At 70.6% G+C, this 13,834-nt stretch carries 20 protein-coding genes; 10 read left to right on the forward strand and 10 right to left on the reverse strand.

The features are described from left to right. Window positions 1–5 precede the first annotated feature (5 nt). Window positions 6–797 (reverse strand): CoA-transferase subunit beta, encoded by a 792-nt coding sequence (locus ACH4S9_RS03600; protein WP_398369545.1) that lies wholly within the window; start codon window positions 795–797, stop codon window positions 6–8. After that, on the reverse strand, window positions 794–1,624 hold the full coding sequence (locus ACH4S9_RS03605) for a CoA transferase subunit A (RefSeq protein ID WP_398369547.1): 831 nt from the start codon (window positions 1,622–1,624) through the stop codon (window positions 794–796). The genes ACH4S9_RS03600 and ACH4S9_RS03605 overlap by 4 nt, the downstream gene beginning before the upstream one ends. A 183-nt stretch (window positions 1,625–1,807) precedes the next feature. Here ACH4S9_RS03605 and ACH4S9_RS03610 point away from each other — a divergent pair, with 183 nt between their 5' ends. Further along, complete coding sequence (locus ACH4S9_RS03610; RefSeq protein ID WP_358845185.1) at window positions 1,808–2,245, forward strand: MarR family transcriptional regulator; 438 nt, start codon at window positions 1,808–1,810, stop codon at window positions 2,243–2,245. Between the two features lie 6 nt (window positions 2,246–2,251). On the opposite strand, the gene ACH4S9_RS03615 is transcribed toward ACH4S9_RS03610, so the two are convergent. After that, window positions 2,252–3,043, reverse strand: coding sequence for an IclR family transcriptional regulator (locus tag ACH4S9_RS03615; protein WP_311722601.1), 792 nt, complete (start codon window positions 3,041–3,043; stop codon window positions 2,252–2,254). Window positions 3,044–3,339: 296 nt separating this feature from the next. Between ACH4S9_RS03615 and ACH4S9_RS03620 the strand changes: the two genes are divergently transcribed. The 4 genes from ACH4S9_RS03620 (at window position 3,340) to aroQ (ending at window position 6,117) form a co-directional block, all read left to right on the forward strand. Beyond that, window positions 3,340–4,347, forward strand: a complete 1,008-nt coding sequence (locus ACH4S9_RS03620; RefSeq protein WP_398369550.1) for a zinc-binding dehydrogenase — start codon at window positions 3,340–3,342, stop codon at window positions 4,345–4,347. Then, window positions 4,334–5,194 carry a sugar phosphate isomerase/epimerase gene (locus ACH4S9_RS03625; RefSeq protein ID WP_311722603.1) on the forward strand — a complete coding sequence of 287 codons (861 nt, stop codon included), beginning with the start codon at window positions 4,334–4,336 and terminating at the stop codon, window positions 5,192–5,194. The genes ACH4S9_RS03620 and ACH4S9_RS03625 overlap by 14 nt, the downstream gene beginning before the upstream one ends. Before the next feature lie 126 nt (window positions 5,195–5,320). After that, window positions 5,321–5,641: a hypothetical protein gene (locus ACH4S9_RS03630; RefSeq protein ID WP_385341458.1), complete on the forward strand. Its 321-nt coding sequence runs from the start codon at window positions 5,321–5,323 to the stop codon at window positions 5,639–5,641. A gap of 2 nt (window positions 5,642–5,643) precedes the next feature. Then, window positions 5,644–6,117, forward strand: a complete 474-nt coding sequence (aroQ, locus tag ACH4S9_RS03635) for a type II 3-dehydroquinate dehydratase (RefSeq protein WP_358845189.1) — start codon at window positions 5,644–5,646, stop codon at window positions 6,115–6,117. Between the two features lie 12 nt (window positions 6,118–6,129). On the opposite strand, the gene ACH4S9_RS03640 is transcribed toward aroQ, so the two are convergent. The 3 genes from ACH4S9_RS03640 to ACH4S9_RS03650 are packed head-to-tail and all read right to left on the reverse strand — an operon-like array spanning window position 6,130 to window position 7,739. Continuing rightward, entirely contained in the window at window positions 6,130–6,507 is a 378-nt protein-coding gene (locus tag ACH4S9_RS03640) for a roadblock/LC7 domain-containing protein (protein WP_311722606.1), read from the reverse strand. Window positions 6,508–6,552: 45 nt separating this feature from the next. Further along, on the reverse strand, window positions 6,553–7,380 hold the full coding sequence (locus ACH4S9_RS03645; RefSeq protein WP_358845191.1) for a hypothetical protein: 828 nt from the start codon (window positions 7,378–7,380) through the stop codon (window positions 6,553–6,555). After that, on the reverse strand, window positions 7,377–7,739 hold the full coding sequence (locus ACH4S9_RS03650) for a hypothetical protein (protein ID WP_398369554.1): 363 nt from the start codon (window positions 7,737–7,739) through the stop codon (window positions 7,377–7,379). The genes ACH4S9_RS03645 and ACH4S9_RS03650 overlap by 4 nt, the downstream gene beginning before the upstream one ends. Window positions 7,740–7,961: 222 nt before the next feature. On the opposite strand from ACH4S9_RS03650, the gene ACH4S9_RS03655 reads away from it, so the two are divergent. Continuing rightward, window positions 7,962–8,327, forward strand: a complete 366-nt coding sequence (locus ACH4S9_RS03655; protein WP_311722609.1) for a hypothetical protein — start codon at window positions 7,962–7,964, stop codon at window positions 8,325–8,327. A gap of 81 nt (window positions 8,328–8,408) precedes the next feature. Here ACH4S9_RS03655 and ACH4S9_RS03660 read toward each other — a convergent pair whose 3' ends face one another. After that, entirely contained in the window at window positions 8,409–9,260 is an 852-nt protein-coding gene (locus ACH4S9_RS03660; protein ID WP_398369556.1) for a helix-turn-helix domain-containing protein, read from the reverse strand. A 21-nt stretch (window positions 9,261–9,281) separates the two neighbouring features. Then, window positions 9,282–10,028, reverse strand: coding sequence for a DUF6879 family protein (locus ACH4S9_RS03665; protein ID WP_398369558.1), 747 nt, complete (start codon window positions 10,026–10,028; stop codon window positions 9,282–9,284). A gap of 198 nt (window positions 10,029–10,226) precedes the next feature. On the opposite strand from ACH4S9_RS03665, the gene ACH4S9_RS03670 reads away from it, so the two are divergent. The 3 genes from ACH4S9_RS03670 (at window position 10,227) to ACH4S9_RS03680 (ending at window position 11,297) form a co-directional block, all read left to right on the forward strand. Then, window positions 10,227–10,532 (forward strand): hypothetical protein, encoded by a 306-nt coding sequence (locus ACH4S9_RS03670; RefSeq protein WP_398369560.1) that lies wholly within the window; start codon window positions 10,227–10,229, stop codon window positions 10,530–10,532. A gap of 122 nt (window positions 10,533–10,654) precedes the next feature. Next, window positions 10,655–10,816, forward strand: a complete 162-nt coding sequence (locus tag ACH4S9_RS03675; RefSeq protein WP_361182537.1) for a hypothetical protein — start codon at window positions 10,655–10,657, stop codon at window positions 10,814–10,816. Window positions 10,817–10,883: 67 nt separating this feature from the next. Then, window positions 10,884–11,297, forward strand: a complete 414-nt coding sequence (locus tag ACH4S9_RS03680; RefSeq protein ID WP_398369563.1) for a hypothetical protein — start codon at window positions 10,884–10,886, stop codon at window positions 11,295–11,297. Between the two features lie 10 nt (window positions 11,298–11,307). Here ACH4S9_RS03680 and ACH4S9_RS03685 read toward each other — a convergent pair whose 3' ends face one another. Both ACH4S9_RS03685 and ACH4S9_RS03690 read right to left on the reverse strand, forming a co-directional pair. Beyond that, a complete protein-coding gene (locus tag ACH4S9_RS03685; protein ID WP_398369565.1) occupies window positions 11,308–12,237 on the reverse strand; it encodes an oxidoreductase in 930 nt (309 codons plus the stop codon). A gap of 161 nt (window positions 12,238–12,398) precedes the next feature. Continuing rightward, window positions 12,399–12,740 (reverse strand): DUF5713 family protein, encoded by a 342-nt coding sequence (locus ACH4S9_RS03690; RefSeq protein ID WP_361182531.1) that lies wholly within the window; start codon window positions 12,738–12,740, stop codon window positions 12,399–12,401. A 40-nt stretch (window positions 12,741–12,780) separates the two neighbouring features. On the opposite strand from ACH4S9_RS03690, the gene ACH4S9_RS03695 reads away from it, so the two are divergent. After that, window positions 12,781–13,833 (forward strand): WD40 repeat domain-containing protein, encoded by a 1,053-nt coding sequence (locus ACH4S9_RS03695; RefSeq protein ID WP_398369567.1) that lies wholly within the window; start codon window positions 12,781–12,783, stop codon window positions 13,831–13,833. Window position 13,834: the final 1 nt, after the last annotated feature.

Raw genomic sequence — 13,834 nt, forward strand, 5'->3', positions numbered from 1 at the left:
CTGTATCAGGCGTCCTTTCCGGCGGACTTTCCCGCGTTCTTGAGGGCGCGCAGGGCTGCCAGCTCCTGGGGCGTCGGCGGCTCGGTCGCGCCGAGCTCGTCGCTCACCCGCAGCTCCCAGCCCGTGGCGGCCCGTACCTGCTCCACAGATACCCCCGGGTGCAACTCGGTCAGCATCAGCTCCGCGGTCGCCGGGTCGGGCCGCAGCACGCCGAGGTCGGTGATGACGGCGACCGGGCCCGCGCCGGGCATGCCCAGCTTCTTGCGGTCGCCGGGGCCGGCGCCATGGCCGAGGGTGGTCACGAAGTCGAGCTTCGGGACGAAGTTCCGGGTGGAGTGGCGCAGCACCATCAGCACCTTGCCGCAGTTCGAGGCGATCTCTGGCGCGCCCCCGGCGCCCGGCAGCCGCCCCTCCGGCTTGTCCGGGCCGCGGTTCACGACCGTGGTGTTGATGTTGGCGTAGCGGTCGACCTGCGCGGCGCCCAGGAAGCCGACGTCGATCCGGCCGCCCTGGAGCCAGTAGTTGAACATCTCCGGCACCGGTACCACGGCGTCCGCGGTCTCCGCGAGCTCGCCGTCGCCGATGGACAGCGGCAGCCGGGTCGGCTTGGAGCCGATCGTCCCCGACTCGTAGATGAGGACGAGGCCCGGATTGACCGTGGCGCGGGCGAGGTTGGCGGCGGTGCTGGGCAGCCCGATGCCGACGAAGCAGGTCCTGGCGCCGGCGAGCGCGCGGGCGGCGTTGACCTCCATCAGCTCGTCGCGGGTGAAGTCCGAGCTTGTGGTGTGGTCGGTCATCGCACGACAGCCTTCGCGCTCTGTTCGTTGCGCACGTGCTCCTCGATCCATTGCGTGAACGCCTCGCGGTCGCGGGCGATCGGGTCCCAGGCCTGGTAGAAGGCGTTGTCCCGGACGGAGTAGCCGGAGGCGTACGAGGGGTGGGCGCCGCCGGGGACGTGGGCCACCGCGTCGATGACCCAGGTCGGCAGGACGACCCCGCCCGGCCGCGGCTCCAGCGTGTCGACGATCTCCTCCACGGTCACCAGGACCCGGTCGGCGGCGAGCGCCGCCTCCTTCTGCACGCCGGTCAGGCCCCACAGCTGGACGTTGCCGTGCCGGTCGGCCTGCTGCGCGTGGATGACGGTGACGTCCGGGTTCAGGGCCGCGACGGCGGCCAGCTCCTCGCCGGTGAAGGGGCAGACGACGGTGGAGACCGTCTCCGTACGGGACGGGATGTCGCTTCCCCGGTAGCCGCGCAACACGGCGAACGGCAGCTTGGAGGCGCCCGCCACATAGCGGTTGGCCATGCCCGCGTGGCTGTGCTCGTCCAGCTCCAGGGGGCGCGGCCAGCCGTTCTCCACGGCGTCGCGGAAGCGGTGCAGCGAGCCGACGCCGGGGTTGCCGCCCCAGGAGAAGATCAGCTTGCGCACCAGTCCGGCGCCGATCAGCTGGTCGTAGATGACATCGGGGGTCATCCGGGCGAGGGTGAGGTCGGTGATGCCCTGACGGATGATCTCGTGCGCGGCGGCGTACGGGATCAGGTGGGTGAAGCCCTCCATCGCGAGGGTGTCCCCATCGTGGACCAGGTCCGCCACGGCGTCGTGCAGGCTACGAATGTCGGCCATCGTCACTCCGGGAGCCGGATGCTCAGTGTGCTGATTATTTTTATCTGCCCGGAACGCTGTCATCGACCCGGGGGCTCAGTCAATAGAGCTGAGGAAGGAAAGGTTGCACTCGACAGGTGTGCTTCCGCAGGGCAGAATTGTTCAGTGTACGAATGAAATGCGAGGGAAGAGGGCGGCGGGGGTATGGGCGCGGTCGATCTGAGCACTCACCCCGGGCATCTGGCCCGCCGGCTCCAGCAGGCGCACTCCCTGCTGTGGGGCGCGATGGTCTCGGAGGAGACGACCTCGCCGCAGTTCGCGGTGGTCAACGCGCTCGTCGAGAAGCCGGACATCGACCAGCGCACCCTCAGCGAACACGTCCACCTCGACCGCTCCACCATCGCCGACGTCGTGGCCCGGCTGGCCCGGCGGGGGCTGCTCGAGCGGGTCCGCGACCCGCGCGACGGGCGCCGCAATGTGCTCAAGCTGACGGAGGAGGGCGTCCGTGTCCACCGCAAGCTGGTCACGCGTACGGCGCGGATGAACCGGGTCTTCCTCGCGCCGCTGGACGAGGAGGAGCGCGAGACGCTGCTGCGGCTCATCGCGCGGGTGGCGGACGCGGCGGAGGAGCTGCGGGCGTAGGCGGCCCTACGCGCGCAGGCCGCCGAACCCCCCGCTTCCGCTGACCGTGCGGGCCGCCACCGTCAGGGAGTTGACGAAGCGCGGCAGCCGTTCCGCCGTGAAGCGGGCCGACGGGCCGCCGAAGGACAGCGCCGCGACCACCTCGCCGCCCCGCGCCCGTACCGGGACGGCCACCGCCGACAGCCCCTCCTCGTGCTCGCCGTGGCTGACCGCGTACCCGTTGCGCAGCGTCTCGGCCACCCAGCGGCGCAGCGTCGTGGCGTGGGCCGGGCCGTGCGGGGAGCGGCGGGCGACCCGGTCGAGCAGCGTGTCGTCCGCCTCGAGCAGCAGCACCTTGGACGGGCCGCCCGCCCACAGCGGCAGTTCGTCGCCGACCTGCACGACATGGCGCAGCGCCTGTGGCCCCTCCTCCTGGGCGATGCAGATGCGGTGCGCATCGCGCCGCACGTACAGGTGCACCGTCTCCCGGTGTTCCGCCGCGAGTTCGCGCAGCGCCCGGCGGGCGGGGGCGGGTAGCCGCCAGCCCTGGTCCGCCATGCGGACCCAGCGCAGGAAGGCGGGGCCCGCGGTGTAGCGGCCGTGTTCGTCCAGCCAGAGCAGGCCGTTGAGGCGCAGGGTCTGAAGGATCCGCAGCACGGTGGTCTTGGGCAGGCCGCTGGCGGTGACGATCTCGCGGAGGGACAGCGCGGGGCGGTGCTCGTTGAACAGCTCCAGGATGTCGATGGTCCGCTGGACCGTCCGCATGCCCCGGGCCTCGCCGCCAGCACTGTCTGTGCTTCCTGTGCTGTCTTCGCTCACTCCGCCGCTCCTCGCCGTCCGGTCCGCCCGGCGGACCCGTCCGGGCCCCATATGGACGCACAGTATGGACCGAGGTCCGCTGCGCGGACCAGGGGCGGGGCAGGGTGGGTAAGGGCTTTCTGGCATGTCAGGCCCGGGTTTCCCGCTCGGCCGCCCGTTTGACACCGCGGTTACTCGCCCGCGACCTCTTGTCGATGCTCAGCGTACGTTCTATCGTCACCGGCGCACGGACCCCAAGGTCCGTTCAGCGGACCAACTCCCCAAGTCCGCCCTCCCCTCCCCACGTAGGAGACCCGGTGAAAGCAGCCGTCCTCACCGCTCCCCGCCGCATTGAGACAGTCGACGACTGGCCGGAACCCGAGTGTGGCCCCCACGATGTCCTGGTCCGACTCGAAGGCATGGGCGTCTGCGGCTCCGACCTGGCGGTCTTCGACGGCGACCGGGCCGTCCCGGCGCTGCCGTGGGTCGTCGGCCACGAGGGCTTCGGCCGGATCGTCGCCGTCGGCGGGCGGGTCGTGGACCGCGCCGTGGGCCAACGCGTGGTCATCGAGCCGAACTACGCCTGTCTCGACTGCCCCGAGTGCCCCCGCGGCCTGACCTCCGCCTGCACCAAGCGCGTCATCGTCGGCATGAACGCGCCCGGTCTCCTCGCCGAGCGGATCGCCGTCCCCGCCCCCTTCGCCCACCCCGTCCCCGACACCACCGACCCCGCCGACCTGGCCTGCGCCGAGCCGTACACCGTGGCCCGTACCGCCGTGCGGCGCGGGGGAGTCGGGGCCGGGGACAAGACCCTGGTCGTCGGCGCGGGCGCGCAGGGGTTGCTGCTGTGCCAGGCGCTGCTGGCCATCGGCGTCCGCCCGGCCGTCGTGGAGCCGCACCCGCGCCGGCTGGCGCACGCCGAGGTGCTCGGCGCCCGCGCGGCGGACGACGGCGAGGGCGGCTTCACGTACGTCTTCGAGTCCTCCGGGGTGGCCGCCGCGCTGGGCGCGGCCCTGGAGTGCACGGTTCCCGGCGCCACCGCCGTCCTCGTCGGGCTCGGCTCGGCGGGGCTGCCGCTCAGCGTCAACCAGCTGGTCCGCTCCCAGCTCACCCTGCGCGGCTCGCTCATCTACGACCACCCCGGCGACTTCACGGCCGCACTGGCCGACATCACCTCCGGCGCGGTGCGGCCCGGCGCGGCCATCGACGCCCGATTCCCGCTGGAGGACGCGCAGGAGGCGTTCGCCGGGGCCCGCGAGCGGGCCGGCAAGACCTGGATCTCCCTGGACCCGGAGGACGGCGGGCGCAACGATGACGACAACTGACGCCCCCGGGCTCACCCTGTCCGCCCTGACCCTGCGCACCGCCTCCTTCGGCGAGCGGGTCCGGGCCGCCGCGCAGGCCGGGTTCACCGGCATCGGCCTGGCCGTGCACCAGTACCGGCAGGCCCGCGAAGAGGGCTGGACCGACGCCCGGATGGCGGCCCTGCTGACCGAGTACGGCGTGCGGCTCACCGAGGTCGAGCTGCTGCGCCACTGGGCGCGGCCACAGCGCTACGACGAGCGGCGGCGCAGCGAGGACGACACCGTCTTCCACATCGCGGAGACCTTCGGCGCCCGGCGCGTCAACGCCGGGATGTTCGACGAGCACCCGTACCAGGACCTGGTCGACGGGCTCCGCACGGCCACCGAACGCGCCGAGCGGGCGGGCGCGGTGCTGGGGCTTGAGTTCATGCCGTTCTCCGGCATCCGCGACCTGAACCTCGCGGCGCGCCTCGTGGCCGCCGTACGGGCTCCGCGCCCGGCAGGGGCCGCGTCCCCGGGGCTGATCCTCGACGCCTGGCACCTCACCCGGGGCCGCACCCGCCCCGAGGAGATCGCGGCCCTGCCGCCGGGCGCCGTGGTGAACGTCCAGCTCGACGACGTGCTGCCCACCCCGCTGTCCGACACCCTGCACGAGGCCCGCCACCAGCGGCAGCTGCCGGGGGAGGGGGCGGCGGACCTCACCGGGCTGCTGCGTCTGCTGCGCCGGGCGGGCATTGAGGCGCCCGTCTCGGTCGAGGTCCTCTCCGACGACCTCGACGCCCGCGTACCCGCGGAGACCGCGGCGCGCGCGTACCGGACCACGTGTCGCGTCCTGGCCACGGCCGCCGTGGCCGCCCCTGCCGTCTGAGTGCCCGCCGAGTCGCGTGACGGGGCGCTGTCACGCCCGGCGCAGGTGCGCCGATCGTGGTGAATCCAGGTCCGTACAGCGGACCAGGGAAACCATTCAGCGGTCTCCGTGGCTACCATGGCCCTTGTGACCGTGACTCAACAGCCCCCCACCCCGGCCGACTGGTGGGTGACCGCGGACCAGTCGCTCACCCTCGCCGACCGGCACGCCGGCGCCGCCCACACCGCCCCCGATCTGCTCGCCACCCTCCGCGAGATCGCCGAGGCCCGGCGCGCCACGGACTCCGCCCTCGGCGCCGCCGTCCAGGCGCTGCTCGGCTCGGGCCGCGGCTGGGACGAGATAGCCGCCGCCCTCGGATTCCCCGACGCCGAGACGGCCCGCCGGGCCACCGCCCCCGCCCTCGAGGGCGCCCGCCGCGCCCTCGACAGACGAATCGGACACCACTGACGATGACCACCACCCCGCCCCGCGTCCTGCTGCTGCACGGCCCCAACCTCAACCTGCTCGGCGAGCGCGACCCCGCCACCTACGGGTCCACCACGCTCCAGCAGATCGAGGAGCGCACGACCGTGCTGGGGCAGGAGCTGGGCGCCGAGGTGCGGTGCGCGCAGAGCAACAGCGAGGGCGTGCTGGTCGACCTCGTCCACCAGGCCCGCCACGACGACGGCATCATCTTCAACCCCGGCGCGTACGCGCACTACAGCTACGCGCTGCGCGACGCGGTGGACGCCGTGGCGGGCCTGGGCGTGCCCTGTATCGAGGTCCACATCTCCAATGTGTACGCTCGCGAGCCGTTCCGGCACACGTCGGTGACGGCGGCGGTGAGCCAGGGCTACCTCTGCGGCCACGGCGTCTTCGGCTACGAACTGGCGCTGCGCGCCGTGCTGAACCGGATCGAGGAGCGCCGCCGTCTCAACGGCTGACCGGATTGTTGATCAGACCCCGAGATCCACGGACATCAGGGCGGCGAGGCGCTCGACGGTCCCCCGGGAGTTCACATGGAGCCCGTCCAGGTCGAGCCCCTCGTCACCCCTGACCGCCAGCAGCGCCTGCTCTCCGATGGCGTAGACGACGAGGTGGCCCGACTGCGCGCGGGTGACCACCTCGCGCAGCCCGCCGATGGCGACCTCCCCGGCGGTGCGCCGGGCGAGGCCCAGCGCGGCGGCCGCGAGCGCCGCCACCGACTCGGCGTGGATCTCGTAGCTGTCGGAGGCCACGAGAAGGCCGTCCGCGGTGGCGACGAGGGTGTCGCTCACGCCAAGGACTTGTTCCCGCAGGTCCTTCAGTTCCTGGACCAGTCCTTCATCACTCACTACGAGAACTCCTTGCGCCGTGTGCGGGGGGTGTTGCTGCTGTGTTCAGTTGGTCGGACGGTTGGTGCCAGGCCGGCGCCGGGGCAGGGCGGCGGGCGGCAGCGGGACGGGCGGTACGGCGGCGGGGGCGCCCCCGCCCTGGGCGGGCGTCTCCCGGGCGGGCGTCCTGATCGCGGCGCCGGCGGCCCCGGCGGGACCGGTGGGCGCCGGGGCGGGCCTGCCGTCCAGCAGGCCGCGGGCGGTCATGGAGACGATGTCGGTGACGACGGCGAAGGTGCCGCGCCCGATCAGAAAGGCGATGTCACGGGGGGTGTGCCTGCCGTTGGCGTGCATCAGGATGTCGCGGAACCGGGGGTTCGCCACGCCGCTCGGGGCGGCCCGGCCCGTCACCCGGTGCATCACCAACTGCTGGGGCGAGCCCCACCGCCCGGACAGCTCGGACAGCCGGCGGCGGTTCTCCCGCAGCAGATCACGCGGATGCACCCCGGGCCGTACGGGAAGCGGGAGGTTGACGGCTCCGGGCTCGGCCTGCCACCGCTCCGGCCGGTTCAGCGCGAGGGTGAAGGCCGCGTCGTACAGGGCGGAGACCGTGACGACCTCCAGCTCCGCCGCGCCCACCCCGGCGGTCGCCGTCAGCTCCTCCGCCACCCGCTCCTCGGCGGCCCCGGCGGCGAACGCCACCGACCACTCCCGCTCGGTGATCCGCCCCGACTTCAGCAGCAGGGACTCGGGCCCGGGGGCGCCTGGGGTGACGATCCCCGCGATCAGCCCCTCGCGCAGATGCATGACCCCCGCCGGACTTCCCTCGATCCGCAGCACCCCGGTGAACCGGCGCTCGCTCAGCTCCGTCAAATGGCCCCGGAAGTCGTTCATGCGAACAATTGCCGTGCGTGGTCGTCGATCTGACGGATCGCCAGCGCCAGGTTCGTGCTCTCCCTGGCCAGCGCGACCACCAGCAACAGGGCGTCGCCCCGCTCCCGGGGTACCACGCGGGTGAGGTAGTGACACTGCGTGGTGGTCACCGTGATGTTTTCCAACTCCCCATCTCCCGTTGCGGCTTCAAGCGTGTCCGAAACCGTACGGGCGTCGTCACAGGCCTGCGCGGCGCGCGGCAGCGCCGAGCGATCACCGCTGAAGCCGTACTCCAGCCCCGTGGTGCCGTCCACCAGCATGGCGGCGCTGACTCCCTGGTGATCAAGCAAGTGGCGCATGGACATGGCCAGTTGGGACACCCGGCCCCCCTTCGCTCCCGGAGGGCCGCGACAATACCCTTCGATCACAATTTTGGCGAGAAAGAACTCGGCCGATCACAATCTGCGTAAAAATCGTCAACAGGTGTGCTTCCCTTGCACGTTACGTGTTGGTGTCCGTCGCCGCACGCGCTCTGCCGACCATCCTGCTTGCCATTCGCCGTACGGCGTGACGACCCGCCGAAGACCTCGAAGGAAGTGCTGATGAACCTTGAGACCGCTCTGAAGGAGGCCATGACGATCGACGGAGCCCTGGGGGTGGCCGTCGTCGACTACGAGAGCGGGATGACACTGGGCACCGCCGGCGGCGGCAGCGGCCTCGACCTGGAGCTGGCCGCGGCCGGCAACACCGAGGTCGTCCGGGCCAAGATCCGCACGCTGGCCAGCCTCGACATCCGCGAGTCCATTGAGGACATCTTGATCACCCTGAGCCAGCAGTACCACCTGATCCGACCGCTCCAGCAGTCGAACGGCTCGCTCTTCCTGTACATCGCCCTGGACCGCCAGCGCGCGAACCTCGCCCTCGCGCGTCACAACCTGCGCAAGATCGAGCAGGGCCTGGAGGTCTGACCCACGCGCACCCCGGCCCACCGGCCCGCCGGCTGCCCGGACCTCACGGGCAGCCGGGGCCCGGCGCGCCGCTCATGTCTGTCAGGGGAGGTCCAGGGCCCGCCGCGCCTGGCTGATCACCCGCTGGGCGTCGGCCCCGAAGACGGCGGACTCGCGGAGGGTGTTCCAGGCGCGCAGGTAGGTGGCGATGCTGGGGGCGTCGTTGATCCAGAGTTCCGCGTGCCACTCTTCTGCCATCACCAGCCGTTCATCGTAGATCCAGAAGCCGTTGGCGGGCTGGATCTTCAACGGTGCGGCGAACGGCACGATCCCCAACTCGACCGTGTCCAGGCCGATGACGCTCATCAGCCGGTCGAGCTGCGCGGCGAGAACCGAGGGCGGGCAGACGAGGGCACGCAGGGCGCCTTCCCACATGATGATCCGGTACTGCTTGCGCGAGTCGTACAGCCCTTCCTGGCGCCGCAGCCGGGCGCGTACCGCGGCCTCGATGTCTCGTGGAATCTTGTGCAGGTCGGCGTTGCGAGTGAAGACGGCGCGTGCGTAGTCGGCCGTTTGGAGCATGCCGGCGACGAGGCAGCTTTCCCAGATGCGGAGTGTGGCTGTTCGGTCATGCTCGGCGGTGATCGCGTCTTGTACGGGCTTGAGTCCCGAGGCCAACTGGCGGCGCCAGGACCGAATATGCGACTCTAGTCCGTTGAGCCGCGAGAGCAGTTCCTCTGCGGCCTCCGGCTGATCGGTCGCTGTCGCCCAGGCGCGGAGGTCCTCGGCCGTCGCGGTCTGGCGCCCGTTCTCCAGCTTGTAGATCTTGGAATGTGGCCAGCCCAAGCGCTCCGCAAGCTGTGTGCCGGTGAGCTGCCCCTCAGGGCACGAGGCGCGCAGCGCCCGAAGTCTCGCCCCCAGAGCCACCCGCGCCTGTTGGAAGTCAGTGCTCACCGGTCACACGCTACTCGCAAGCTACGTGGTCAGCCGCGCTGCGAACGTCTCGTACGGGATCGCGTAGTGCCACGCCGCGTCCCGTACCTGGACATAGCGGTTGACCTGGGCCGGCTCCGTGATCAACTCGATGTCGACCAGGTTGTCGTCGTCGTCGAAGTTGAGCAGAGCGACGAGCCTGGAGTCGAAGATCCAGAAGTCTTCGGCGGGCAGGCGCAGCCGGTTTGCCTCATCGCGCGACAGGTTGCGGATGTCCTCGCCCATGTCCTTGTTCCGTGCCGCACTGTGAAGGAGGTAGCGCTGGCCGATCGTGGGCGGATTGTCGACGATGCGCACTCGCTCGACCCGCTTGCCTTGCTGCGTTTGCTCACGGATCGTGGCGAAGAACGGAGCGTAGAGGTCCAGCGGAGCCTCGCCGGTCTCGACGAACTCCTGGTAGTCGGGGGCTGATTCGTCACTTGCGAACCGGCGCCGGGTCTCCAGCCGCCAGGCGGTGTGCTCGAAGGTCTCGAAGAGCTTGCCGAAGGCGTCATGGCTGACCGTGCACGGCGTGCGGGTGACTTCCTTGGGGCCGAAGTCGACCAGCAGTTCGCGCGGTACCACGATGGGCGTCTCGCCTTCGCCCAGGTGCCTGAGCTGGGCAATGTCCTCGGGGTCGGTGAGTGGTGCTCCGTGCACGATGATCTCTCCGCTGTCCACGTCCTCATGCACCGCGGGGCAGCCGCCGAGGTTGGAGCCTGTCCCGTTGAAGCGCAGTCGTCGCGCCATACCCACGTCCTTTCATCGGGTGGTGAGCCACCAGCATTCCGGAGCTTCGTCGCTCTGCGCTATATAGCTCTCTACACAACGTGAGAACAAACAAGAACACCCCGCCAATGTGCGAGAACATTCGAGAACATCGCGTAGCGTCGCTCAGTTCCACCTCCCTAGCGTCCTGTTCATGCAGGAAACAGCGGGAGTGTGACGATGAGAATCCGCGAACAAGACATCGAGGCGTTGGGCGCCGACAGCCACCGGGCGGCGAGGACCGAGGCCCATGCCATGGCCGAACTGCTGCGCCAGGCCCTGCAACGCCTCGGCTTCACCCCGGACGTGCCGCACGGCGTTGAAGGCGGAGAGCTGTACTGGCCGACCGTGCGAGGCGAGCTCACGGTGTCCGGCTATCCGCTGGTGGCCCTCGGTCGCATCCCTCTGGACAGCGCGAACAGACTCGCGGATGTCCTGATGCGGGCCGCGCTGGAGGAGCAGACGAAGAAGGCGCCCTCGGCGTAGACGGAGGGCGGCGCCCATCCTGCCCCACCTCTTGAGACCCCCGTGCCGGCTGGACCGGAGCCCTGGCAGGTCGAGCCCAGCCGGAACGGGTGCACGTGCACGACGGCGCGAGGAGAGCCCCCGTGCCGACAGCACAGAAGGGAATCATCCCGATGCGGCTGGCAGGACACAAGGCCGTCTTACGGCAGGACCCGGACGACGGCGACACCATGCCCGACACCGACGCGCCATCGCCCCCTACGGGCGGCGGTTGCGGTGGCGGCGACGGCTGCGGCCGTCAGTAACCCCAGCAGACGGGGGCGGCCCCGGCACCATCCGGGGCTGCCCTCTGCGGTCACCGAAGGCGGCACAGTGCAGCACCACCATCACGGCTACACCTGGCTCGGCTCAGCCCACGACCTCCTCAAGGACGGCCCCAGACGACCGATCCACCCCGAGTTCAAGGCCACCAGGACCGTCCCTCTTGAACTCGCCCACTGGCTCATCAAACCCGCCACCTTCATCCAGGGAACCTGGGCCGACCCCGCCCAGGCCGCCGAATGGTTCGCCGCCCGCACTCACGAGCACACCGCCTCATTCGCCTCCGATCACGACCGCGACAGCGAAACCTTGTCCGCGCAGTTCCAGCGCATTGCCAAGGCTCTCGCGGCCGGGGAGGACATCGTCGGAGGCTGGTACCTCACCGGGCAGCGGTTCCTCTCCGTATGCCTGATCGCCTGTAGCCCTCACCGCTTACGCCCCGAGATCGCCTGCCCGCAGCGGTGAACGTCAGTCGTCAGCCCGCGAGCGCGTCGTACCGCACACCCGTGAGCCGTTCCGACGCCGCCCACAGCCCCCGTCCCGCCTTGTCGTCCCGTGTCCACTTGGCGCGGGCCGAGCGGGTGGGGGAGCCGCGCCACATTCCGTAGGGCGGGCCGAAGAAGTCGTCCGGGCGCACGCCGGGGGCGGTGGCGGCGTAGAGGGTGGGGAGGGCGCCGCTGTCGGGGGACTGGGCGAAGAAGCGGTTGCCGATCTCCATGAAGCGCTGGGTGCCGCGGCGACCCTCCATCTTGGGGGCCGCGGTCTGGAGGTTGGTCGAGGCGTAGCCGGGGTGGGCCGCGGCGGCGGTGAGCCGGGCGCCGGTCGTGCGAAGGCGGCGGGACAGCTCGTGGATGAAGAGGAGGTTGGCGCTCTTGGAGCGGGCATATGCGGTCCAACGCCCGTATTTGCGCTTCATGTTCAGGTCGCGCGGATCGACCGTCCCCAGCATGTGCATAAAGCTGGAGACGCTGACCACCCGCGCCCCCGGGCCCGCCTCCAGCAGCTTCGGCAGCAGCAGTCCGGTCAGGGCGAAGTGCCCCAGGTGGTTGACTCCGAACTGCATCTCGAAGCCGTCGGCGGTTCTGCGGTAGGGGAGGGCCATCACGCCCGCGTTGTTGATCAGCAGATCGAGCCGGTCGCCCTTGTGCTCGGCCGCGAAGGCCCGTACTGACTTCAGGTCCGCCAGGTCCAGCGGCGCGACCCGCACATCCGCGCCCGGCGCCTGGGCCCGGATCCGCTCGACGGCCTCGGCGCCGCGCGCCTCGCTGCGGCAGGCCAGCACCACCTGGGCGCCGTGGCGGGCGAGCTCGCGAGCGGTGATGTAACCGATGCCGCTGTTGGCGCCGGTCACCACGGCGGTGCGGCCGGTCTGATCGGGGATGTCGCTCGCGGTCCAGCCCTTCATCACGCGCTCCTTCGCCGTCTGTCACGGTCCGCGCTACGCGCCGGTAGCCCTGGCCTCCGGCGACAGCCTAAGCGCGACTCCGCGAAGGTGCGAGGTGGCGGCCGGGTGGCTGCGGCAGGGGGGCGAGGACGGGCTCCCCGCCACCGTGCGTTCCCCTCGGGTCACCAATCACGGGCGGCGATCAACTCTTCCGGATCTGCGTCCGTGAACCCATACGCCGACGCCACGAACCAGAAGCCTTCGGATATCTCCTCACGCGCCACGGTCTCGATTTCACTCCCCGCTGCCTCGAACTCCGCCTCCAGCAGATTGAACTCCTCCGTCGCCGCCTTGGTGAGCGCATACAGCGCGGCCAGATCCGACGGCCGCTCAGCCTCAATCCGCTCGCACAACGTCAGCAGAATCGCTACGCCTTTGTCGATGACGTGGTCCGGGAAGTATTCGTCCTCGTACAACCCCGATAGAAATGCATGCGCTGCCACCTGCTTGTTTGCGATCGGCATAGTGCTTCCTCATTCTCTTCGAAGAACCGACGCGTCGATCATGCCCGACACCACTGACACGCCCCCAGTTAGCATGGCGCGCATGACTGACAGTCGGTTGATCAAGAGCGGCATGATTCCGTCCGAAGGGAACGTCGACGGCTTCGCTGTGGCCGAGGTGAATGGACGGCTGTTGGTGGTTTGCGTCAGTCGCGACGACGTGTGGACATGGGACCCGCTCAGGGACGAGTGGGTGGAGCGGCCACTGGCCGATTTCGACAACGGATCGTACGGAATTCCCGTGTACCCGGACTTTCACCATATAGACGTGACCGTCGCCGATGGGCGGGTGGTGTTCGCCGCGGGCGGGCAGCACCAGGGGCCGGGCCTGTGGGACGTGATGAGCGGTGAGCTGCTCAACGCCCCGCCGGAGTTTCGCAGCTGCGTTCACGCTCTGGCCCTGACCTCGGTGGGCGGGCGCACGACGCTCGTGGCCGGTGCGGCCGCTCCCGAGGTGTGGGTATGGGATCCCTCGGATCCCGAGGTCGAGGCGTGGGGGCCGACGGATGACGAGTACGCGGAGGAGCAGGAGCCACGGGAGCTCCCTGGCCACTCCGACGATATGAGCGGTCTCGTGGTGGGGCGGCTGCGCGGGCGTCATGTGGTGGTGTCGGGCGGCGACACCGAAGTTCTGTTGTCGGATCTCGAGTCCGAAGAGCTGCTCCACAAGTGGTCGGCCGACGGACTGGTCCACGCCGTTGCCCTGTCCGAGGTCGGTGGCCGTCCCGTGGTGCTGGCGGTGACCGATTCCGGCGAGATGCGGATCTGGGATGCGGTCGGCGGCGGGCCGGTCGGCCATTTCCCCACGGGGCACACGGAGCGCGTGTCCGCCTTGGCCGCCGCTGTGGTCGGAGCCCGGACACTCGCGGTGACCGGCAGCGACGACGGGACGGCCCGGGTCTGGGATCTCGCCGAGGGGCGGCAGATCGGGGCACCGATGGCCCGACACGAGGGCGAGGTCTGGGCCGTGGCGATCGCGCCGCTGGACGGCCGCCACGTGGTGCTGACGGCGGGCCGGGGCGGGATCGTACGCGTCTGGGACCCATCGGTCTGAC

Source organism: Streptomyces sp. NPDC021225, assembly GCF_044332865.1.
Taxonomy (GTDB): Bacteria; Actinomycetota; Actinomycetes; order Streptomycetales; family Streptomycetaceae; genus Streptomyces.